This is a genomic window from Streptomyces sp. NPDC033177, assembly GCF_055577715.1.
In genome coordinates this window covers 1-22,653 of sequence record NZ_JBVIPS010000007.1, presented here as the reverse complement: position 1 = coordinate 22,653, position 22,653 = coordinate 1, and the positions used below count along the sequence as shown (strand labels likewise).

16 protein-coding genes are annotated in these 22,653 nt (G+C 70.3%); 8 read left to right on the top strand and 8 right to left on the bottom strand.

The annotated features are described in order from the left end of the window. The first annotated feature begins 362 nt into the window (after window positions 1-362). The 5 genes from ACZ5U5_RS23810 to ACZ5U5_RS23790 are packed head-to-tail and all read left to right on the top strand — an operon-like array spanning window position 363 to window position 8,537. Entirely contained in the window at window positions 363-3,341 is a 2,979-nt protein-coding gene (locus ACZ5U5_RS23810) for a sensor histidine kinase (protein ID WP_469025068.1), read from the top strand. Continuing rightward, a complete protein-coding gene (locus ACZ5U5_RS23805) occupies window positions 3,338-3,778 on the top strand; it encodes a roadblock/LC7 domain-containing protein (protein WP_363211111.1) in 441 nt (146 codons plus the stop codon). Before ACZ5U5_RS23810 ends, ACZ5U5_RS23805 begins: the two co-directional genes overlap by 4 nt. 9 nt (window positions 3,779-3,787) lie before the next feature. Continuing rightward, entirely contained in the window at window positions 3,788-4,192 is a 405-nt protein-coding gene (locus ACZ5U5_RS23800; protein ID WP_363211112.1) for a DUF742 domain-containing protein, read from the top strand. Window positions 4,193-4,216: 24 nt separating this feature from the next. Then, complete coding sequence (locus ACZ5U5_RS23795; RefSeq protein ID WP_469025065.1) at window positions 4,217-7,951, top strand: hydantoinase B/oxoprolinase family protein; 3,735 nt, start codon at window positions 4,217-4,219, stop codon at window positions 7,949-7,951. Beyond that, on the top strand, window positions 7,932-8,537 hold the full coding sequence (locus ACZ5U5_RS23790) for a GTP-binding protein (RefSeq protein WP_469025063.1): 606 nt from the start codon (window positions 7,932-7,934) through the stop codon (window positions 8,535-8,537). The genes ACZ5U5_RS23795 and ACZ5U5_RS23790 overlap by 20 nt, the downstream gene beginning before the upstream one ends. A 71-nt stretch (window positions 8,538-8,608) precedes the next feature. On the opposite strand, the gene glpK is transcribed toward ACZ5U5_RS23790, so the two are convergent. From glpK to ACZ5U5_RS23765, 5 genes are all read right to left on the bottom strand, one after another. Next, entirely contained in the window at window positions 8,609-10,129 is a 1,521-nt protein-coding gene (gene glpK, locus ACZ5U5_RS23785) for a glycerol kinase GlpK (protein WP_469025060.1), read from the bottom strand. A 14-nt stretch (window positions 10,130-10,143) separates the two neighbouring features. Beyond that, window positions 10,144-10,899: an MIP/aquaporin family protein gene (locus ACZ5U5_RS23780; RefSeq protein WP_469025058.1), complete on the bottom strand. Its 756-nt coding sequence runs from the start codon at window positions 10,897-10,899 to the stop codon at window positions 10,144-10,146. A gap of 393 nt (window positions 10,900-11,292) precedes the next feature. Next, on the bottom strand, window positions 11,293-12,483 hold the full coding sequence (locus ACZ5U5_RS23775; RefSeq protein WP_469025055.1) for a lipid-transfer protein: 1,191 nt from the start codon (window positions 12,481-12,483) through the stop codon (window positions 11,293-11,295). Further along, on the bottom strand, window positions 12,480-12,920 hold the full coding sequence (locus tag ACZ5U5_RS23770; RefSeq protein WP_469026082.1) for a Zn-ribbon domain-containing OB-fold protein: 441 nt from the start codon (window positions 12,918-12,920) through the stop codon (window positions 12,480-12,482). Before ACZ5U5_RS23770 ends, ACZ5U5_RS23775 begins: the two co-directional genes overlap by 4 nt. Before the next feature lie 102 nt (window positions 12,921-13,022). Then, window positions 13,023-13,829 (bottom strand): M15 family metallopeptidase, encoded by an 807-nt coding sequence (locus tag ACZ5U5_RS23765; protein WP_469025053.1) that lies wholly within the window; start codon window positions 13,827-13,829, stop codon window positions 13,023-13,025. Between the two features lie 83 nt (window positions 13,830-13,912). On the opposite strand from ACZ5U5_RS23765, the gene ACZ5U5_RS23760 reads away from it, so the two are divergent. Beyond that, window positions 13,913-14,446, top strand: coding sequence for an NUDIX domain-containing protein (locus ACZ5U5_RS23760; protein ID WP_469025051.1), 534 nt, complete (start codon window positions 13,913-13,915; stop codon window positions 14,444-14,446). Here ACZ5U5_RS23760 and ACZ5U5_RS23755 read toward each other — a convergent pair. Next, window positions 14,437-16,803, bottom strand: coding sequence for a glycoside hydrolase family 31 protein (locus ACZ5U5_RS23755; protein ID WP_469025048.1), 2,367 nt, complete (start codon window positions 16,801-16,803; stop codon window positions 14,437-14,439). The two genes, ACZ5U5_RS23760 and ACZ5U5_RS23755, sit on opposite strands and share 10 nt — an antisense overlap. Window positions 16,804-17,017: 214 nt before the next feature. Between ACZ5U5_RS23755 and ACZ5U5_RS23750 the strand changes: the two genes are divergently transcribed. Continuing rightward, window positions 17,018-19,000 carry an acetoacetate--CoA ligase gene (locus ACZ5U5_RS23750; RefSeq protein ID WP_469025045.1) on the top strand — a complete coding sequence of 661 codons (1,983 nt, stop codon included), beginning with the start codon at window positions 17,018-17,020 and terminating at the stop codon, window positions 18,998-19,000. A 78-nt stretch (window positions 19,001-19,078) separates the two neighbouring features. Then, window positions 19,079-19,972, top strand: coding sequence for a hypothetical protein (locus tag ACZ5U5_RS23745; RefSeq protein WP_469025042.1), 894 nt, complete (start codon window positions 19,079-19,081; stop codon window positions 19,970-19,972). 58 nt (window positions 19,973-20,030) lie between these two features. On the opposite strand, the gene ptsP is transcribed toward ACZ5U5_RS23745, so the two are convergent. Then, the gene (gene ptsP / locus ACZ5U5_RS23740) at window positions 20,031-21,701 is read right to left on the bottom strand and encodes a phosphoenolpyruvate--protein phosphotransferase (RefSeq protein ID WP_469025039.1); all 1,671 of its coding nucleotides are present in this window, start codon (window positions 21,699-21,701) and stop codon (window positions 20,031-20,033) included. A gap of 76 nt (window positions 21,702-21,777) precedes the next feature. Then, window positions 21,778-22,227, bottom strand: a complete 450-nt coding sequence (locus ACZ5U5_RS23735; protein WP_367039731.1) for a PTS sugar transporter subunit IIA — start codon at window positions 22,225-22,227, stop codon at window positions 21,778-21,780. Between the last annotated feature and the right edge of the window lie 426 nt (window positions 22,228-22,653).

Sequence of the window (22,653 nt, the reverse complement as noted above, 5' to 3'; positions counted from 1 at the left end):
TACGCAGCTTTACGCCGCCTGATGGCGGCGTGCGCTCCCCTGGCGCCGCTGTCCCCGTCTCCCTCACTTCAAGGACGAACGAGAAGTCCGGAAGATTCCCGCCCGGTTCGAAAAAGCGAAGAGTTCCGGCCAACTGGGGTGATCGGCAGGGGTGACTGTGCCGAGTGGCATGTGCCACACGCGGGATGCAATCTCCCGAATTGGAGGGACAACTGGGGACGTCCCTTTTGCGTCACGGCTGAAATCCGTCCGGACGTGCCTTCGAGTTACTCCTGCGTCAGTAGTAGGCTCACGCCGTTTGTTGACGCACATGTGTGCCCCTGGCCATAGCGCGGCCGCAGGGGGTCGATCTGGGGGAGGCCATGCGCTTTCGCGGGAAGTCCATCCGCCGGAAGATCGTGGCATTGCTGCTGGTGCCGCTCATTTCCTTGACCGCGATGTGGGGATTCGCCACGTACCTCACCGGTCAGTCGGCAAAGGACCTCATCGACGTCTCCAATGTCGTCGACAGGATCGGCTACCCGATCGAGGACACCGCCCGGGTCGTCCAGCAGGAACGTCGCCAGACCCTCGTCTATCTCGCCGATCCCCGCGCCTCGGACGCGCTCGCCGCGTTGCGCCGCAGCCAGACGGCCACCGACGAGATGATCACCAAGGTCGTGGACAACGCCGAACACCCGGACGTGCGGGACGAGGTCACCGGGCAGTCGGCCGACCGGCTCGCGTCGCTCCTCGACTCCTTCGAGGGCATCGATTCGCTGCGCCGCACGGTCGAGGAAGGCACGATCACCCGGGCCGGCGCGCTGAAGATGTACACGAAGCTGATCGACCCCTGCTACGGCTTCCTGATGACCCTGCACGGGCTCGACGACGTGAAGATGGACCAGCAGGGCCGGGCCCTGGTCGGGGTGGCACGCGCGCGTGAACTGCTGTCCCGCGAGGACGCGCTGCTCGGTTCGGCCCTGGTCGCCCGCAGGCTGACCAAGGCCGAGATCCGCGAGATCTCCGACCTCAGGGCCCAGCGCTCGCTGCTGTACGAGGTCAACCTCGCCCAGCTCCCCGAGGACGAACGCGCCGGCTACGAGCGGTACTGGAACGGCGCCGAGACGACCCAGCTCAGATCGGCCGAGAAGGCCGTCATCGAATCCTCGCCCGGCACCCCTCGTGCCGTCACCTCCGCGCGCTGGGACGCCGCTTCGGGCAAGGCGCTGAAGGACCTCGCCGAGCGCGACAAGGCGGCGGGCGACCGCTTCCAGGAGCGCGTCGAGCCGGTGGCGGTCGGCGTGATCGTGCGGGTCGTCGTCGCGGGGGTGTTCGGTCTCCTTGCCCTCCTGTTCTCGGTCTTCATGTCCGTGCGCATCGGCAGCAGCCTCATCCGTGACCTGCGCCGACTGCGCCTGGAGGCCCATGAGGCCTCCGGCGTGCGGCTGCCCGGCGTGCTGCGCCGCCTGGCGGCGGGCGAACAGGTCGACGTGGAGACCGAGGCACCACGCCTGACGTACGAGAAGGACGAGGTCGGCCAGGTCGGCCAGGCCCTCAACACCCTGCAGCGCGCGGCGGTCGAGGCCACCGTCAAACAGGCCGACCTGCGCCGCGGCGTCTCCGAGGTCTTCGTCAACCTCGCCCGCCGCAGCCAGGTGCTCCTGCACAAGCAGCTCACCCTGCTCGACACCATGGAGCGCAGGACCGAGGACACCGACGAACTCGCCGACCTCTTCCGCCTCGACCACCTCACCACGCGCATGCGACGGCACGCCGAGGGCCTCGTGATCCTCTCCGGCGCCGCCCCGTCCCGGCAGTGGCGCAAGCCCGTCCAGCTCATGGACGTCGTGCGCGCGGCCGTCGCCGAGGTCGAGGACTACGAACGCATCGAGGTGCGCCGTCTGCCGCGGATCGCCGTCACCGGGCCCGCCGTCGCCGACCTCACCCACCTGATGGCCGAACTCCTGGAGAACGCCACGGTGTTCTCGCCCCCGCACACCGCGGTGCAGGTCCTCGGGGAGCACGTCGCGAACGGCTTCACCCTGGAGATCCACGACCGGGGTCTCGGCATGGCGGCCGACGCCCTCCTGGACGCCAATCTGCGCCTCGCGGAGACACCGGAGTTCGAGCTCTCCGACACCGACCGGCTCGGCCTCTTCGTGGTCAGCCGCCTCGCCCAGCGCCAGCGCGTACGCGTCTCCTTGCAGCCCTCTCCGTACGGCGGGACCACTGCCGTCGTGTTCATCCCGGAGACGCTGCTCACCGACGACGTACCGGACACGAACGGCATCGGGTTCCGACTCGACCGGCCGCAGCCCAAGGATGCCCTGGGCCGCGACGCCGCGGGCGACAAGCAGGCGGCGCTCGGCCAGGTGCCCGTACAGCTGCCGGGGCTGCCCGCGTCCGTTCTCGACGGCCCCGTCGAGCTGGAGGCGCCGGTCGGCATGGCGGGCCTCGACCCCTTCCCGGGCGCGCTCGGCGACCTCGACGACGCCGACAGCGAGCGCGGCGGCCTCTTCCGCCCGCGCCGCCGTGCGGCCGGGGTCCAGGGCGACGAGCAGCACCAACAGGCGCGCGACGAGCGGGAGACGGGCGAGCGCGCGCCCACCCGCCCCGACGACCTGCCCGCCCGCGGCAACGGAAACGGCAGCGGCAACGGCTTCGGCGCCCCCGACGACACCACGGACCCGGTGCCTGGAGACCCCGTACAGATGCCCCGCCGCAGGACCCCCAAGCTGGTCTCCTCCCACGGCCGCCCCGTGACGCACAACAGGCCCCGTGGCGCGACGGAGGGCGACGACGCGGCACCGGAGCGCCCCGAGCGCCCCGAACGCACCCAGACCCCCGTGGGACGCCCCCAGGGCGGTGCGGTGGACGCGGACCGCGGCAGCCGCCCCGCGGCCGAGCCCATCGACCTGCCGCGCCGCCCCGAGCCGCAGTCCGCCTGGCCCGACCTCTCCCCGCCGCACCGCGACGTCACCGCGGCCGACGCCCCGCCGGACCTCCCGAGGCGCAGCCGCCGCAAGGAGTCCCCGCGTACGGAAACCCCGCGCACGGAGGCCGAGCCCCGCGTCGGTCAGGCACCGGCACCCACACCCACCACCGCACCCGGCGGACTGCCCCGGCGTGTGCGCCAGGCCAATCTCGCCCCACAATTGAAGGACGGACCGGACCACCGCACGGAACGCGACCCGGCCCCGGTCACGACCAGGCCGGAGGAGCGCGACGCCGACGAGGTACGCAGCCGGATGGCCTCGCTCCAGCGCGGCTGGCAGCGTGGCCGTGAAGAGAACGCCGCGGGCGAAGACGCCTTGGACGGCACAGCACCAGGAACGACATCTGAGGGGGACGGTCGATGACCGCACCGAAGGCCGACGCACGCATCGCCAATCCCGGGGCGGCGAGGGAGCTGAACTGGCTCCTCGACGACCTGGTGCAGCGGGTCGCCAGCATCCGCAAGGCGCTCGTGCTCTCCGGCGACGGCCTGCCCACCGGCGTATCGCAGGACTTGACCAGGGAGGACAGCGAGCACCTCGCCGCTGTCGCCTCCGGCTTCCACAGCCTCGCCAAGGGCGTCGGACGCCACTTCGAGGCGGGCCGGGTCCGCCAGACGGTGGTCGAGCTCGACGACGCGTTCCTCTTCGTCACGGCCGCGGGCGATGGCAGCTGCCTCGCCGTCCTCGCGGACGCGGACTCCGACGTAGGTCTGGTGGCGTACGAGATGACGCTGCTGGTCAAGAGGGTGGGTGTGCATCTGGGTACGGCGCCGCGCACCGACCTGCCCACGGGAGGGTAGCGGGAGGGTATGAGCGAAGACGGCACAGGGACACAGGGGACGCCTCGCTGGTTCGACGACGACGCCGGGCCCGTGGTGCGGCCGTACGCCATGACGCGCGGCCGGACCACGAGCCCGGCCCAGCATCGCCTCGATCTGATCGCGGTCGTCATCGCGGAGGCCCGTGCCGGTGACCCGGAGGCGGACAGGAGGCTGTCCCCGGAGCATGTGGACATCGTCGGGCTCTGCCGTGACAGCCCCCAGTCGGTCGCCGAACTGGCGGCCGAACTGGACCTTCCCATCGGCGTGATCCGCGTCCTCATCGGCGATCTCGTCGACGACGAACTGGTGCACGTGACACGTCCCGTACCCCCGGCGGAACTGCCGGACGAGAGTATTCTGCGCGACGTGATCAACGGCCTCCGGGCGCTCTGAACAGCGCGGAAGCGGGAGTGGGACGTGACTGGCTGGCAGTTCTGGGTCGACAGGGGCGGCACCTTCACGGACATCGTCGCGCGGCGCCCCGACGGGCGGCTGCTCACGCACAAACTCCTGTCGGACAACCCGTCCCGCTATGCCGACGCGGCCGTCGCCGGCATCCGTGAATTACTGGACTCCGTTCCTGACACCTCTGACGCGTCTGAGGCCTCCGATGCGTCCGACGGCATGGCGGACGTCCGCATCGACGCCGTCCGTATGGGCACCACCGTCGCCACCAACGCCCTCCTGGAGCGCAAGGGTGAGCCCACCGCCCTGGTGATCACACGCGGCTTCGGCGACGCCCTGCGCATCGCCTACCAGAACCGCCCCCACATCTTCGCCCGCGAGATCGTCCTCCCGGAGCTGGTGTACGACCGGGTCATCGAGGCCGACGAGCGGGTCACCGCCGAGGGAGAGGTCCTGCGGGCACCCGACCTCGATCAGCTCGCCGGGCCACTGCGCCAGGCCCACGAGGACGGCATCCGGGCCGTCGCCGTGGTCTGCATGCACAGCCACCTGTACCCCGCCCACGAGCGGGCCATCGCCGAACTGGCCGTCCGCACGGGCTTCGCGCAGGTCTCACTCTCCAGCGAGGTCAGCCCGCTGATGAAGCTGGTCCCGCGCGGTGACACGGCGGTCGTCGACGCCTATCTGTCGCCCGTCCTGGACCGCTACATCCAGCACGTGGCCGATGAACTCGACGGCGTACGGCTGATGTTCATGCAGTCGAACGGCGGCCTCACCGAAGCGGGCCAGTTCCGTGGCAAGGACGCGATCCTGTCCGGGCCCGCGGGCGGCATCGTCGGCATGGCCCGCATGTCGCAGCGCGCGGGCTTCGACCGCGTCATCGGCTTCGACATGGGCGGCACGTCCACGGACGTGTCGCACTACGCGGGCGAGTACGAGCGGGTCTTCACCACGCAGATCGCGGGCGTACGACTGCGCGCACCGATGCTCGACATCCACACCGTCGCGGCGGGCGGCGGCTCCGTGCTGCACTTCGACGGCAGCCGCTACCGCGTGGGCCCCGACTCGGCGGGCGCGGCCCCGGGCCCGGCGAGCTACCGGAACGGCGGTCCGCTCACCGTCACCGACGCCAACGTCGCCCTCGGGCGCATCCAGCCCGCGCACTTCCCGAAGGTGTTCGGCCCTGACGGCGACCAGCCGCTCGACGAGACACTCGTGCGTGACCGCTTCACCGCGCTGGCCCGCGACATCAGGGAACACACCGGCGACGACCGCACCCCGGAGCAGGTCGCCGAGGGATATCTGCAGGTCGCCGTCGCCAACATCGCGGCCGCCGTCAAGCGCATCTCGGTCCAGAAGGGCCACGACATCACCCGTTACGCCCTCACGACGTTCGGCGGCGCGGGCGGCCAGCACGCCTGCATGGTCGCCGACTCGCTCGGCATCCGCACCGTCCTCGTACCGCCCATGGCGGGAGTGCTCTCCGCGCTCGGCATCGGACTCGCCGACACCACCGCGATGCGCGAGCAGTCCGTGGAGGCCCGCCTCGAACCGTCGGCGATGCCGCGCGTCCTGAAGACCGCCGACGACCTGGAGGAAGCGGCCCGCGCCGAACTCCTCGCCGAGGACGTGCCCGAGGACCGCATCCGCGTCACCCGACGCGCCCAGCTGCGCTACGACGGCACCGACACCACCCTCACCGTGGACCTCACCGAGCCGGACAGCATGATCCGTGTCTTCGAGGAACGCCACCGCACCACCTACTCCTTCACCTTGGCCCGCCCTGTCGTCGTCGAGGCGCTCTCCGTGGAGGCCACTGGCCTGACCGAGCAGCCCGACCTCTCCGTGCTCGCCGGTGACGCGCGCCGAGGCGCCGCGCGGACCGTCAGCCTGCACACGGGCGGCACCTGGCGCGACGTGCCCCTGCACCGGCGCACGGAACTGCCGCCCGGCGAGACCGTCGACGGGCCCGTGATCATCACCGAGGCCAGCTCCACGACGGTCGTGGACGACGGCTGGCAGGCGGCCATGTCACGCGAGGGACACCTGGTCATGGAACGTGTGGCGGTGGCCGAGGGTTCCGCCGCGAGCACCGAGGCCGACCCCGTACTCCTCGAAGTCTTCAACAACCTCTTCATGTCGATCGCCGAACAGATGGGTGCCCGTCTGGAGTCCACGGCACAGTCGGTCAACATCAAGGAGCGGCTCGACTTCTCCTGCGCGCTCTTCGACCCTGACGGCAACCTGGTCGCCAACGCCCCGCACATCCCGGTCCACCTGGGCTCGATGGGCACCAGCGTGAAGGAAGTGATCCAGCGCCGGGGCAGCAGCATGCGCCCTGGGGACACCTACGCGGTCAACGACCCCTACCACGGCGGAACCCACCTCCCGGACGTCACCGTCATCACGCCCGTCTTCGACATGCCGGGGGAGCGGGAGACCCCGCAGGAGCAGGAGACCTCAGGGGAGCGGGTCCTCTTCTACGTGGCTTCGCGCGGGCACCACGCGGAGATCGGCGGCATCGCCCCCGGTTCCATGCCGGCCAACAGCCGCACCATCGAGGAGGAGGGCGTCCTCTTCGACAACTGGCTCCTCGTGGAGGGCGGTCGACTCCGCGAGGCCGAGACCTTGAGTCTGCTCACCGACGCCCCCTACCCGTCCCGCAACCCGGCCACCAACCTCGCCGACCTGCGCGCCCAGATCGCCGCCAACCAGAAGGGCGTCGACGAAGTCGGCCGCATGATCGAGAACTTCGGGCTCGACGTCGTCCAGGCGTACATGCGGCACGTACAGGACAACGCCGAAGAAGCGGTACGCCGAGTCGTCGACGCGCTGGAAGAGGGCGAGTTCGCCTACCCCACCGACTCGGGGGCCGTCATCCGGGTCCGCGTCTCCGTGGACCGCGAAGCCCGCTCGGCGACCATCGACTTCACCGGTACGTCGGGTCAGCTCGCGACGAACTTCAACGCGCCCTTCGCGGTGGTCAACGCCGCGGTCCTGTACGTCTTCCGCACTCTGGTGGCCGAGGACATCCCGCTCAACGACGGATGCCTGCGCCCCCTTCGCATCGTCGTGCCGCCGGGGTCCTTGCTGGCGCCCGAGCCGCCGGCGGCCGTCGTCGCCGGGAACGTCGAGACGTCGCAGGCGATCACCGGGGCCCTCTATGGAGCCCTGGGCGTCCAGGCCGAGGGCTCCGGGACGATGAACAACGTCACCTTCGGCAACGACCGCCACCAGTACTACGAGACGGTGGCCTCGGGTTCGGGGGCGGGCGACGGCTTCGACGGGGCGTCCGTCGTCCAGACCCACATGACCAACTCCCGGCTCACCGACCCCGAGGTCCTCGAGTGGCGCCTGCCCGTGCTCCTGGAGGAGTTCGCCGTACGCCGGGGGAGCGGCGGCACGGGGACGTGGCGCGGCGGGGACGGGGCCGTGCGCCGCATCCGCTTCCGCGAGCCCATGACGGTCTCCACGCTCGCGCAGCACCGCAGGGTGGCGCCGTACGGCATGGCGGGCGGCAGCCCCGGAGCGCTCGGTGCGGGCCGCGTGGAACGTGCCGACGGTGGAGTCCAGGAGCTGGACGGCAGCGACTTCGCGGACGCCGGCCCCGGCGACGTACTCGTGATCGAAACCCCAGGCGGCGGCGGATACGGTCCTGCCCCGCGCGACAGCGGTGCGACAAGCGCACCCCCCGAAGCAACTGATACTGATCCAGGAGAAGCGAGAGATGATCTTCAAGCGTGCTGAGCGCGGCAAGGCCCCCGTCGAGCCGGTGACGCTGAAGATCCTGGTGGCGGGCGGTTTCGGCGTCGGCAAGACGACCCTCGTCGGCGCCGTCAGCGAGATCAAACCGCTGCGCACCGAGGAGCTGCTCAGCGAGGCGGGCCGCCCGGTCGACGACACCAGCGGCGTCTCGGACAAGCACACCACCACCGTCGCCATGGACTTCGGGCGCATCACGCTCCGCGAGGACCTGGTGCTCTACGTCTTCGGCACCCCGGGCCAGGACCGCTTCTGGTTCCTCTGGGACGAGCTGGCCACCGGGGCCCTTGGTGCCGTGGTCCTCGCGGACACCCGCCGCCTGGAGGACTGCTTCGCGGCCGTCGACTACTTCGAGCGCCGCTCCATACCCTTCGTCGTGGGCGTCAACTGCTTCGAGGGCGCGTCGCGTTACCCCGCCGAGTCCGTGCGGCAGGCGCTCGACCTCGACCCCGGTGTGCCGGTGCTGATGTGCGACGCGCGCGAGCGGCAGTCCGTCAAGGAAGTCCTCATCGGAGTGGTCCAGCACGCGATGGCGGTCGCCGCCGCGGCCAGGGAGCCCGCGACCACCTGAGCAGATGAGTGCGTGCCCAGCCGCGGCCCGTACCCCCACCGAACGGGGTACGGGCCGCGGCCATCCTCGGCTCAGCTCGCGCCGTCCTCGTGCCAGCCGAAGCTCCGCTCCACCGCCTTGTGCCAGTTGTTGTACTCGCGCTCGCGGGCCTCCGTGTCCATCACCGGCGTCCACTCCACGTCCTGCTGCCAGTGCGCCTTCAGCTCGTCGAGGTCGTTCCACACACCGGTCGCGAGACCGGCGGCGTACGCGGCGCCCAGACACGTCGTCTCGGAGACCTTCGGCCGGATCACCGGCACCCCGAGGACATCCGCCTGGTGCTGCATCAGCAGATTGTTCTTGGTCATGCCGCCGTCCACCTTCAGGGTCCGCAGCTGCACCCCGGAGTCCTGGTACATCGCGTCGACGACCTCACGGGTCTGCCAGCTGGTCGCCTCCAGGACGGCGCGCGCCAGATGCGCCTTGGTCACGTACCGGGTGAGCCCGGTGACGACACCGCGCGCGTCGGAGCGCCAGTAGGGCGCGAAGAGACCGGAGAAGGCGGGCACGATGTACGCGCCGCCGTTGTCCTCCACGCTCGCGGCCAGCGTCTCGATCTCGTCCGCGCTGCGGATGATGCCGAGCTGGTCGCGGAACCATTGCACCAGGGCGCCGGTGATCGCGATCGCCCCTTCGAGGCAGTAGACGGGCGCCTCGGAGCCGATCTTGTAGCCCATCGTGGTGAGCAGCCCGTTCTTCGAGGGGACGGGCCGGTTACCGGTGTTGAGCAGCAGGAAGCTTCCGGTTCCGTACGTGTTCTTCGCCGTCCCCGTGTCGTAGCACGCCTGCCCGAAGATGGCCGCCTGCTGGTCGCCGAGCGCGGAGGCGACCGGCACACCGGAGAGCTGCCCGACCGCCGTGCCGTAGACCTCCGCCGATGACCTGATCTCCGGGAGGACCGCCTCGGGGACGTTCATCGCGGCCAGGATCGACTGGTCCCACTGCAGGGTGGCCAGGTTCATCAGCATGGTGCGCCCGGCGTTGGTGACGTCCGTGACGTGTACGCCGCCGTCCGTGCCGCCGGTGAGATTCCAGATCAGCCAGGAATCGATGGTGCCGAACGCTATCTCGCCGCGCTCGGCGCGGGCCCGGAGTCCGGGCACGTTGTCGAGCAGCCAGGCGGCCTTGGGCCCGGAGAAGTAGCTGGCAAGGGGCAGTCCGGTCTGCTCCCGGAACCTGTCCTGGCCGTCCGCGCCGCCCAGTTCGTTGCAGAGCGCCGATGTCCGAGTGTCCTGCCAGACGATCGCGTTGTGCACGGGCTTGCCCGTGGCGCGGTCCCACAGGACCGTCGTCTCGCGCTGGTTGGTGATGCCGAGGGCGCTGATCTGGTCGGTACGGAGCCCGGCCTTGGCGATCGCTCCCGCGACCACGGCCTGCACCTTGGACCAGATCTCGGTGGCGTCGTGCTCGACCCACCCCGGCTTCGGGAAGATCTGGCGGTGTTCACGCTGGTCGACGGCAACGATCTCGCCCGCGTGGTTGAAGATGATGCAGCGGCTGGAGGTGGTGCCCTGGTCGATGGCGGCGACGAACTTCTCGGAGTTGTCCGGCATGGCTACCCCTAGCGTCAGAAGGCTACGTTGTAGATGAGACCTGCGAGCGCTCCGCCGATCAGCGGCCCGGCCACGGGGACCCAGGCGTAACTCCAGTCGGACGTGCCCTTGTTCGGGATCGGCAGGAACGTGTGCACGATGCGCGGCCCCAGGTCACGGGCCGGGTTGATGGCGTAGCCGGTGGGCCCGCCCAGCGAGAGGCCGATGCCGACGACAAGGAACGCCACGATCAGCGTCTGCGTGCCGGATTCGCCGAGCCCCTTGGTGAGCCCGAAGGAGAGGATGGGCAGCACCAGGGCGATGGTCGCGATGATCTCGGTGACGAGGTTGGCGACCGGGTTACGGATCTCCGGGATGGTCGAGAAGATGCCGAGGGTCGGCGTCGGCTCGTGCGCGCTCGTCACCTTGTCCTTGAGGTTCCCGGAGACGTTGGCGTTGAACTGCGCGTAGTACACGAGATACGCGAGGACGGCGCCGAGCATCGCGCCGACCATCTGCCCGAGCAGATAGACCCAGACCTTGCCCCACTCCTCGGTGTCGATCGCGATGCCGAGCGTGACAGCGGGGTTGAGATGACCACCGGAGAGGGGCCCCGCGGTGTACGCGCCCGCGAGCACGCCGAAGCCCCATCCGAAGGCGATGACGACCCATCCGGAGGCTTTCGCCTTCGAGTGGCTCAAGGTGACGGCGGCACATACGCCGGCGCCCAAAAGAATCAGGATCGCGGTGCCGATGATCTCACCGACGAAGATGTCCCCATTCGAGTACATGGCGGCTCCTAGGCCCTCGCCCGGGGCGGTGGCCCCGGTACTCCGTGCTGGGTGCGTTCCACGACTACTGCCTGGCTTTGCCCGGTGACTTCAGCCGAAGGCAGGGGTGTCCCGCGCCCCGCCCGGCTTCCATGGCGAGCGTGCCGTCGCAGTCGAATCGCCCAGAGGGGGATGACCCGCTGAACAGGCCCTTCGTGCAGACCCTTCGCGCGTACAGGGGCCCTGAATGGCGCGGAGCCGTAGTGCGGCGATGCCGACTGACACCGGAAGTGTTCACCGGTGGTGATGGAGCGTCAAGGTCGCGGACGACAACGGTTAACCGGCGTACGCCCTTCCTCCGGGAGGCGCCCGTGGTTCTCCCCGCAGCGAGCGTGGGAGGGCCGGTGAGGGCGGTCAATGCACCGCGACCACCGCGGAGCCGTGCCCGAACAGCCCTTGGTTCGCGGTGATCCCCGCGCGCGCCCCCGTGACCTGCCGTGCCCCCGCCGTCCCCCTCAACTGCCATGTCAGCTCGCACACTTGGGCGATGGCCTGTGCCGGAACGGCCTCTCCGAAGGAGGCGAGTCCGCCACTGGGGTTGACCGGTATGCGCCCGCCCGGAGCGGTCGCCCCCTCCCGGAGCAGCTTGGCCCCCTCTCCCTCGCCGCAGAGCCCCAGATCCTCATACCACTGCAGTTCGAGCGCGGTGGAGAGGTCATAGACCTCCGCCAAGGAGAGCTCGTCGGGCCCGATGCCCGCCTCCTCGTACGCGGCGTGCGCGATGGAGGCGCGGAAGGTCCCGTCGGCCGGCGCCACGACGGCCGCGGAGTCCGTCGCGATGTCCGGCAGGTCCAGGACGGTGGTCGGGTACGTCGGCGTCACCGTGGACACCGCCCGGATGCGCACCGGGTCCGCCGCGCCGTGCCGCCGGGCGAACTCCATGCTGGAGAGCACGAGCGCCGCCGCTCCGTCGGAGGTCGCGCAGATGTCGAGCAGCCGCAGGGGGTCGGCGACGACAGCCGATGCGGCCACCTCGTCGGCGGTGACCGGCTTGCGGTAGCGCGCGTTCGGATTGAGCGCCCCCGCCGCCGCGTTCTTCACCTTGACCTGGGCGAAGTCCTCCAGGGTTTCGCCGTGCAGCGCCATCCTCCGGCGTGCGTAGAGACCGAAGTACGTGGGGTTGGTGGCACCGAGGAGGCGGAACCGCAGCCAGTCCGGGTCGTCGTGCCGGTCCCCTCCGGCGGGCCGGAAGAACCCTTTGGGCGCGGCGTCCGCCCCGACCACGAGGACGACATCGGCGAGGCCCGCGAGGATCTGCGTACGCGCCGTGTTGATCGCCTGGGCCCCGGACGCGCAGGCCGCATAGACGCTGGCGACCCGCGCGCCCTGCCAGCCGAGCGCCTTCGCGAACGTCGCTCCCGCCACGTACCCGGGATAGCCGCCGCGGACCGTGTCCGCCCCCACGACGGACCCCACTTCACGCCAGTCCACTCCCGCGTCGGCGAGCGCCGCACGGGCCGCCGCCGTGCCGTACTCGACGAAGCTCCTGCCCCACTTGCCCCATGGGTGCATGCCCGCGCCGAGAACCGCCACCTCGCTGGTCATGCGCCCACCCCCGCCGGCCGCCAGTACCACGTCGTCGCTTCGTCTTCGTCCCCGCCGCCCTCGTCGCCCCGACCGAGCACACCGGGGACGACCTCCACCTCCATGCCGATCTCCAGATCGGCGACGGTGACCCCGGGAGTCGCCTGCCCGAGCACCACCATCCGCTCCGCTTCCAGCTCTACTGCGATCAACGTGTAGGGCTGCCAGGGAAGTTCCGGATCGGAGACATAGGGCGCGGGCGGGCGATAACGGCTGTCCGTGTAGGACCAGACGCGCCCGCGCCGGGAGAGCGGCACCTCTTCGAGGTCGCCGCCGGAGCATCCGGGGTTACGGCAGAAGCCGTCCTCGCGGGGGAAGAAGACACAGGCGCAGGCCGAGCAGCGCGTGCCCAGAAGACGGAAGTTGTCCCCCTCCCCGGCGAACCAGCCGGTCACCACGGGAGTACGCGTACGCGACAAGGCTCCTCCACGACACTGGATCTGACGGAACGTCAGAAGTGTGCCACGGGCAACCGGATCCCGTCAGTAGCGCGGCACCCGCTACTTCCCCTGCAGCGAACGACGCGCCACGGGGAAGTCGAAGTAGGTGTCAGGGAAGAGTTCGGGCTTGTACGTGAAGTGCCACCACTCCTCCGGCAGGTTGACGAAACCGGCCTTGGTCAGAGCTCCTCGCAGCAGATCGCGGTTGGCGCGCTGCTTGCCGGTGATCCGGGGGTCGTCCGTGTGGGAGAGGGTGTCGAAGCAGTCGAAGCCCGTACCCATGTCCAGCGAGTTGTCGGGGAACCGCTCGTCCTTGGGCCCGAAGCAGGGCGTGAGCGGCTCTCCGGGGACATACGGCCGCGTGGGCAGTGCGGGCAGCTTCACGACCGTCAGATCGAGCGTCGAGCCACGGCTGTGCCCGGACTTCGCCGCGATGTACCCGTCCTCGAACAATCGCGACTTGTCGACATGGGGATAGAACTCCGCCTTCATGCGTACGTCGCCGAGATCCTCGGCCCAGCGCACGAACTGGTCGACCGCCCGCTGCGGTCGGTAACAGTCGTACACCTTCAGCGAGTAGCCCTTGCGCAGCAGCGTGCGCTGGGCCTTGTGCAGCGCCTTCGCCGCGGGCTCGGTGAGGATGCACACCGGCTTCTTGTAGCCGTCGATGGGCTCACCCACGAAATTGTGCGGCGTGAGGTAACGCATCTCCTGGATGATCGTCGGATCGACGTCCCGCAAGGCCACGAACTCATCGGGCGCCTTGGGTTCGGGCTTGGCGTGGGCGGGCGCGGAGACGGCGGCCACGGCGACGAGAGCGGTGGCGGTGACGGCGAGTTTCCGCAGCGCGGGGGCAATTCCTGTCATGAACCCTGCATCTATCAGGATCCGGTCCCGGAGCGAAAGACCGTCACCGGAGTATCGGACAGAGATCGGATACAGTCCGCGGCGTGTCCGCATCCCAGCACCACGCCATACCCGCCCGGGACTCCCACTGTTCGAGCTGCGGGGCCCCTTACGCGGAGGACCGTTCCGGCTGGCCCCGCACCTGCGCCGCCTGCGGCACGGTGGCCTACCGCAACCCGCTGCCCGTAGCGGTGGCCCTGCAGCCGGTGTACGACACCAAAGGCACCGCCCTCGTCGTCGTGACCCGCACCATCGCCCCCGCGCGCGGGGGAGTGGCCCTGCCCGGAGGGTTCATCGACCACGGGGAGGACTGGCGGGAGGCCGTCGTCCGCGAACTCCGGGAAGAGACCGGCATCAGCGCGCAGAGCCGTGACATCCGCCTCGCGGACGCGCTCAGTGCACCCGACGGCTACCTGCTGCTCTTCGGCCTCCTGCCCGAGCGCCCGGCGGCCGAGCTGCCGGATCCCGCACCGACGGACGAGACCGAAGGCTGGCACCTGCTGCACCGCCCGGCCGAACTCGCCTTCCCCCTGCACACACTGGCGGTGCGTGCCTGGTTCGAAGGACGCTACATCTGACGCGGTGAGCTTCCCCGCACCGTCACCGGCAGCCCCACGTCGCCCGCTTCCGCGCCGTCCCGCTCGACCACCACCTGCTCTCCGGCCCACCGCGTGGTGAACCGCTCGATCTCCGGCTCCTCCCATCCGTCACCCGCGTCCCTGACCACAAGGCCGCCTCCCGTACGCCCCCGCGCCGGAGCCCACACCTCCAGCTCGAGCCCACCGGCGGCGCCCCGCACCGGCAGCACCGCGCCCGCCCGCGCGAGCACGGGGACGCGGGACAGCGGAGCCTCCAGGAGCACCCGGGCCGGGCCCTCGTACGCCTGGCCGGTCGCCGTGTCGTACCAACGGCCCGGCGGCAGCCGCACCGTGCGGCGGACGGCCCCTGGATCGAACACCGGCGCCACCAACAGGCAGTCCCCGAGCAGAAACGCGTCCTCGCAGTCCCGCAGCCCCCGGTCCTCCGGACTGCCCCACCACAGGGGCCGCACATACGGCGTTCCCGTACGCCGTGCCAGATGCGCGAGCGTCACGAAGTACGGCAGCAGCCGCCGGCGTTCGCCGAGTGCCACGCGCGCGTGCTCGAGGACTTCGGGACCGAACTCCCAGGGCTCCCTGCGCCCGGCCCGCAACGCGGCGTGCGTACGGAACAACGGCAGATACGAGCCGAGCTGGAACCACCGCAGATACAGCTCGGGTGACGGACTGCCGTCGAACCCGCCCACATCAGGGCCCGAGTACGGCACGCCGCACAGCCCCAGACCGAGCACCAGCGACAAAGACGCCCGAAGGCCGGGCCACCCCGTGGCCACATCCCCGGACCACGTCCCTCCGTAGCGCTGCATCCCCGCCCACCCGGAGCGCGAGAACAAGAACGGCCGCTCCTGGGGGTGCAGTTCGCGCAATCCCTCGTACCCGGCGCGCGCCATGCCGAGGCCGTACACGTTGTGCGCCTCACGGTGGTCGCCGCCACGGCCCTCCAGGGCGTGCCGGGCCGAACGGGGCAGCGTCGGCTCCCCGAAGGCGGCGAAGGACACCGGCTCGTTCATGTCGTGCCAGAAACCCGCGAACCCCTGGGCGAGCCGCTCCTTGTAGAGACCGCCCCACCACGCCCGCACCCGCGCGTCCGTGAAATCGGGATACACCGACTGCCCCGGCCAGACGACCCCGTGCACCGTCCGCCCCGCGGCATCCCGCACAAAGGCGTCCGTCGCGCTGCCGCTGTCGTAGACCTCGTTGCCCGGCTCGGCCTTCACCGCCGGATCGACGATCGACACCAGACGCACGCCGTCCTTGAGCAAGTCGTCGGCCAACTGCGGCAAATGGGGATAGGTCTCCTTGTCGACGGTGAACACCTGATGCGCTTCGTAGTGATCGATGTCCAGATGAACGGCATCCAGCGGCAGCCCCCGATCCCGGTAACCGGCCACGATCCGCCGCACCTCGCGCTCACTGCCGAAGCCCCACCGCGCGTGATGGTGCCCGAGCGCCCACGTGGGAGGCAGCGCCGGCGGCCCGGTGAGCGAGGCCCAGGCGTGCATCACGCGCGCGGGGGTGCCCACCATGACCCAGCACCGCAGCGGCCCGCCGTCCATGCGCACCTCGCACGAACCCGCCCTGTCATGGCCCGACCCCCCGCCCTCCTCACCCTCGCGCACCGACACGGTGCCGTCCCACGTGTTGTCGTGGAACACCAGATGACAGCCGGCGTCGGCCACGACTAACTGCACGGGCATGGTGATGTACAAAGGGCCGTCGCCAGGCCCGAACGAACCCCCGGGATCGGTGTTCCACAGCCGGTACGACCCGTCCCGCAGCCGGGGCCCTTGCGCGCGACCCCCCAGACCGAAGAACCGCGCGTCCGCCGCCACCTGCGAGCGCTGCAGCCAACGCGTGGTACCACCGGCCGACTCCCACCAGCGGGGCGGCAGATCACGTCGCAGCATCAGACCCCCGGGCGTCCGCAGCTCCACGGCGCCCAGCCGCGAGATGATCACGGTCGCCCGCTCCGACACCACCCGCCAGCCGCCCTCCTTGTCCGGCTCGAGGACGGCCCGCGGGTCCGCCTCAGGGCTCCCGCTGACAAGTGCGTACGAGGGATCGGGCTCCGCACCGTCCCAGCCCCAGAAGATCGCCCCGCCCGTCGTGACCCGCACCCGCAGCTCCGAACGGGCGAATCGCACCACCCCGCCCCCGGGCCCCGGCTCCACCCCCGTCACCGGGCCGGGCACCCGCGCGCGCTCGACACCCCGGGGGGCGAGCGCGGCGGCGTCCGCCCGCTGCCTGCGCCAAGAGGACCGCACCGCACGCAACCCCTGTGCCGTACCGACCAAGCTGACCGCCTTCATCGAACGCACCAGGTCACGACCGTTCATGCTGCTCACCCTGCCACCGAAGAAGCCGCCCGTGTGGATCGTTCAACTGCCGTTCACCTGGGGTGACGGCACATAGTCGCCTCGCCGACTGTGTGAGGCACACCCTGGTGTCGAAATCGATCACGTGGCATCGTCCCTGTCAGCCGTGTCGCGCGCACAACCAGCACGCGCGCACCACACACGCATACGACGCGTAGAGCCCGGGAGCCGACCCATGTCCTCAGCGAACCCCTCACCGCTCTGGCAGCCCGACCAGGAACGGATCGCCGCCGCGCAGATCACGCGATTCCAGGCATGGGCCGCCGAACGCCACGGAGCACCCGCCGACGGCGGCTACGCGGCCCTGCACCGCTGGTCCGTGGACGAACTGGACACGTTCTGGAAAGCGGTCACCGACTGGTTCGACGTGCGGTTCTCGACGCCCTACGCGCGCGTACTCGGCGACCGCTCGATGCCGGGTGCCGAGTGGTTCCCCGGAGCTACGCTCAACTACGCCGAACACGCACTGCGCGCCGCAGAGGACCCCGCGCGCGCGGGCGCCCCGGCTCTCCTCCATGTGGACGAGACACACGAACCGACCACCACCACCTGGGGCGAGCTACGCCGCCAGGTCGGCTCCCTGGCGGCAGAGCTGCGCACACTCGGCGTACGCCCCGGAGACCGCGTCAGCGGATACGTCCCGAACATCCCGCAGGCCGTCGTCGCCCTCCTGGCCACCGCGGCCGTCGGCGCCGTCTGGACCTCCTGCGCCCCCGACTTCGGCGCACGCAGCGTCCTCGACCGCTTCCAGCAGGTCGAACCGGTCGTCCTGTTCACCGTCGACGGTTACCGCTACGGCGGCAAGGAGCACGACCGCCGCGACGCCGTCGCCGAACTGCGCCGCGAACTGCCCACCCTGCGCGCCGTCGTCCACATCCCGCTGCTCGGCACCGAGGCCCCCGAAGGCGCCCTGGAATGGGCCGCCCTCACCGCCTCGGACACGGGCCCGGTCTTCGAACCGGTCCCGTTCGACCACCCCCTGTGGGTGCTCTACTCCTCCGGCACCACCGGCCTGCCCAAGGCCATCGTCCAGTCCCAGGGCGGCATCCTCGTCGAACACCTCAAGCAGCTCGGCCTGCACTGCGACCTCGGCCCCGACGACCGCTTCTTCTGGTACACGTCCACCGGCTGGATGATGTGGAACTTCCTCGTCTCCGGCCTCCTCACCGGCACCACGATCGTCCTCTACGACGGCAGCCCCGGCTATCCCGACACCGGCGCCCAGTGGCGCATCGCCGAACGCACGAAGGCCACCCTCTTCGGCACATCGGCGGCGTACGTCATGGCCTGCCGCAAGGCGGGCGTGCACCCGGCCCGCGACTTCGACCTCTCCACCGTCAAGTGCGTCGCCACCACCGGCTCCCCGCTCCCGCCCGACGGATTCCGCTGGCTGCACGACGAGTTCGAGGACACCCCCGGCGGCCTGTGGATGGCCTCGGTCAGCGGCGGCACGGACGTCTGCTCCTGCTTCGCCGGAGCCGTCCCCACCCTGCCCGTCCACATCGGCGAGCTCCAGGCCCCCGGCCTCGGCACGGACCTGCAGGCCTGGGACCCCCAGGGCAAGCCCCTCGTCGACGAGGTCGGCGAACTCGTGGTCACCAACCCGATGCCGTCCATGCCGATCCACTTCTGGAACGACCCGGACGGCAGCCGCTACCGCGACAGCTACTTCGACACCTACCCCGGCGTCTGGCGCCACGGCGACTGGATCACCGTGACCTCGCACGGCTCGGTCGTCATCCACGGCCGCTCCGACTCCACGCTCAACCGCCAGGGCGTACGCATGGGATCGGCCGACATCTACGAAGTCGTCGAACGCCTTCCGGAGATCCGGGAATCCCTCGTCATCGGCGCCGAACAGCCGGACGGCGGCTACTGGATGCCTCTCTTCGTCCACCTGGCCCCCGGCGCCGTCCTCGACGACGGCCTGCGCGACCGCATCAAGCAAGCGATCCGCGCACAGCTCTCCCCGCGCCACGTCCCCGACGAGGTCATCGAGGTCCCCGGCATCCCGCACACCCTCACCGGCAAGCGCATCGAGGTCCCGGTCAAGCGACTGCTCCAGGGCACCGCACTGGACAAGGCGGTCAACCCCGGCTCGGTGGACAACCTCGACCTGCTCCGCTTCTACGAGGAACTGGCCCGCAAGCGCTCCTGAACTCCCCGCCCGGCCGCCGTTGTCAGTGCCCCCAATTACTCTGAGTGAGCATTGATCGACGTAACGCCAGGGGGAATCATGACGCGCACCCAGCACACCACGATGCGGCGGGCGCTACGCCGCGAAGTCGCCGGGACCATCGGCCTGTTGGCCGACGAGGACGACTTCGCGGCCATGCGCCGCTACCGCACCTTCACCTTCGACGACCACACGACCTACCTCCGGCAGGCCGAAGGGCTCCTCAGGTCACTCGCCTCCGACGGCGGACACACAGCCATCGCCCTCTTCGACCCCGAGGAGTACGCGGAGTACTGCACCGAGGCCGGCCTCGATCCCGACGCCCCGGCCAGCCGCACCCGCTTCACCGCCGAACTCGCCGCCACAGGCCCCACCGTGCCGTACGACGGCCGACCCCTCGCCGATCTCCTCCCCGACCTCGTCGACGAAGCGGTCCGCAAGGCCACTTGGGAGTACGCGACAACGCTCCTGGCCCGCCTCGGCTCCTGCGCGGTCTGCGGCGAGGACATCGGCCGCGAAGCGTTCAACCGGGCGTCGGACCTCATCGTCCAACTGCTCGAAAGCTCAGGCCCCGGCTCGCGCCACCTCGTCTGCAGCGTGCCCGCAGCCTCGGAAACACTCCTCGCCGCCCTGCACACGACCGAGGACACCGACGGCAACACGCGACTGGACGAGTCCGAGGCCCTGGAGTTCACCACGGTCCTCGCGGTCGGCATCGCCACCCACAGTGCCGCGGGCCTGGTGATGCGCACCCTCGCCGACGGCCGTCGCGACCGCGTCCAGGGCTGGCGCCTGCACGGCGAACGACTCATGCCCCTCAGCGCGGCCGAGGTCTTCGACGCCTACTGCACCGACGCGGTGTCAGGAGACCTCGTCGCCCCGGAATCCGGCGTCGACTACTGCGCCGCACCGATCATCGGCGACGCCGAGCCCGACGGAGGACACCGCCACTGAACGCCGAGGGGCGCCCCACCCATGACGGATGGAGCGCCCCTCACACACCTGCTACCGGCTACTCGCCGGACAGAACGGCCTGCACGGCCTTCCGGGCTTCCTCGGCGCTGTCCGCGGCACGCGCGGCAGCCGCCGCACGCTCGCACTGCGCCAGCGTGTACTTCGCCAGCGTCGCCCGCACGTAAGGAATCGACGCCGCACCCATCGACAGGGAGGTGACACCGAGACCGGTCAGCACACACGCGAGCAGCGGGTCGGAAGCCGCCTCGCCACACACGCCACAGCTCTTGCCCTCGGCCCTGGCCGCCTCGGCGGACAGCGCGACCAGGTCGAGCAGCGCGGGCTGCCACGGGTCCTGGAGCCGGGACACGGCACCCACCTGACGGTCGGCGGCAAAGGCGTACTGCGCGAGGTCGTTGGTGCCCAGGGAGAGGAACTCGACCTCCTGGAGAATCGAGCGCGCCCGCAGAGCGGCCGACGGAATCTCCACCATGGCACCGAACTTGGCCTGCAGCCCCGCCTCACGGCACGCGTCGGCGAACGCCTTGGCGTCGATACGGTCGGCGACCATCGGCGCCATGACCTCGAGGTAGACCGGCAGCCCCTCGACGGCCTTGGCCAGCGCGGTCAGCTGCGTACGCAGCACGTCCGGGTGCTCGAGCAGCGACCGCAGCCCGCGCACGCCCAGCGCCGGGTTCGGCTCGTCGGCGGGCGTCAGGAAGTCGAGCGGCTTGTCGGCCCCGGCATCGAGCACACGCACGACGACACGACCCTCGGGGAAGGCCTCGAGCACCTTGCGGTACGCCTCGACCTGCTTCTCCTCCGACGGCGCCTTGGTGCTGTCGTCGAGGAACAGGAACTCGGTACGGAAGAGACCGACACCCTCGGCCCCCGCCTCCACCGCCGCCGGCACATCCGCGGGACCGCCGACGTTGGCAAGCAACGGAACCTTGTGCCCGTCGGACGTTGCACCGGGACCGGTCGACGCGGCAAGAGCGGCCTTGCGCTCGGCGGCCGAAGCCTCGAGCTGACCCCTCTTCTCCGCACTCGGCTCGACGAAGATCTCACCGGTGCTGCCGTCCACGGCGACGACCGTGCCCTCGGCCAACTCACCGGCGCCCGGCAGCGCGACGATCGCGGGCACACCGAGCGCACGCGCCAGGATCGCGCTGTGGCTGGTCGGCCCGCCCTCCTCGGTCACGAAACCGAGCACCAGCGTGGGGTCGAGCAACGCCGTGTCCGCCGGCGCGAGGTCACGCGCGATCAGGATGTAGGGCTCGTCGCTGTCCGGAACACCGGGCATCGGAACGCCCAGCAGACGGGCGACGATACGATTCCGCACGTCATCGAGGTCGGCGACGCGACCGGCCATGTACTCACCGGCGCCCGCGAGCAGCTCGCGGTAGTGCGAGAACGCGTCGTAGATGGCGCGCTCGGCGGAGCTGCCGACGGTCACCCGCCGGTCGACGTCCGCCATGAGCTCAGGGTCCTGAGCGATCATGGCCTGCGCCTCGAGAACTCCCTGCGCCTCACCACCGGCCAGGTTGCCGCGCGCATTCAGGTCGGCCGCCACAGCTTCCACCGCCTGGCGAGCGCGCCCCTGTTCGCGCTCGGCTTCCTCCGCGGGAATCTGCTTGGCAGGCGGCTCAAGGACCGCCGTCCCCATGTGCCGAACCTCGCCGATCGCCACACCGTGGCTCACGCCGACGCCTCGCAGCGTTGTCTCCATTTCACCGTCTCCGATAGAGCGACGGGCCCAGCCGCCGCGGTGTATGTCGTGCCCGCCGTCGGGGACGGCGATGACGTCACTTCCAGCTGAAGAGAACGTCCCCAGCCTTTACGTCGCCATCCTCCATGAGACCGGAGAGGGACTCGGCAGTGGCCTCGAGCGCCACGATCGGGCAGATCGGAGACTTGCCGGCCGCCTCGACGCCGGCCGGGTCCCAACGCACGATGGACTGACCGCGCTGCACGGTGTCACCCTTGTTGACGAGCAGCTCGAAGCCCTCGCCGTTGAGCTGCACGGTGTCGATGCCCAGGTGCGTCAGCACACCGTGACCCTGGTCGTCCACGACGACGAAGGCATGGGGGTGGAGCGAGACCACGATGCCGTCGACGGGCGCGACAGCCTCCGAGGGCTCACGCGCGGGATCGATGGCCGTGCCGGGCCCGACCATCGCGCCGGAGAAGACGGGGTCCGGTACTGCAGAGAGCCCGATGGCGCGTCCGGCAAGCGGGGACGTCACGCTGGTCATGGCAAGCCTCCCAGGGGGTGGAGATACGGAGCCGCCGTCACTATCTGTCCGGGACGACGCACTGTTCAGAAGAGTAAGTCATAAAAAGTCCCGGTTCCGCGCGAGAGGTCCCGGATGACTGACTAGGGGTACTGCACAAACGATTTGCGCCCGCCCCAACGGCCGATGTACAGTCGGAGACCTGCCTGAGGCGAGCGACGCGGTCAAGCGTCCGGACTCGGCGGCATCTATCAAGTCAGATCCTAATCCCTGGGTCAGCTTCTGCGTGCTCGCAGATGAGTGGTCAGGGAGTCGAGAAAGTCCTGATAGTGTTTGGACTCGCCGGAAAGGGAACGCGAAAGCCGAAAGGCCGGAGCGGGAACCGGAAAGGCACCGAGGAAATCGGACACGAAAGAGTCTGATAGAGTCGGAAACGCAAGACAGCAA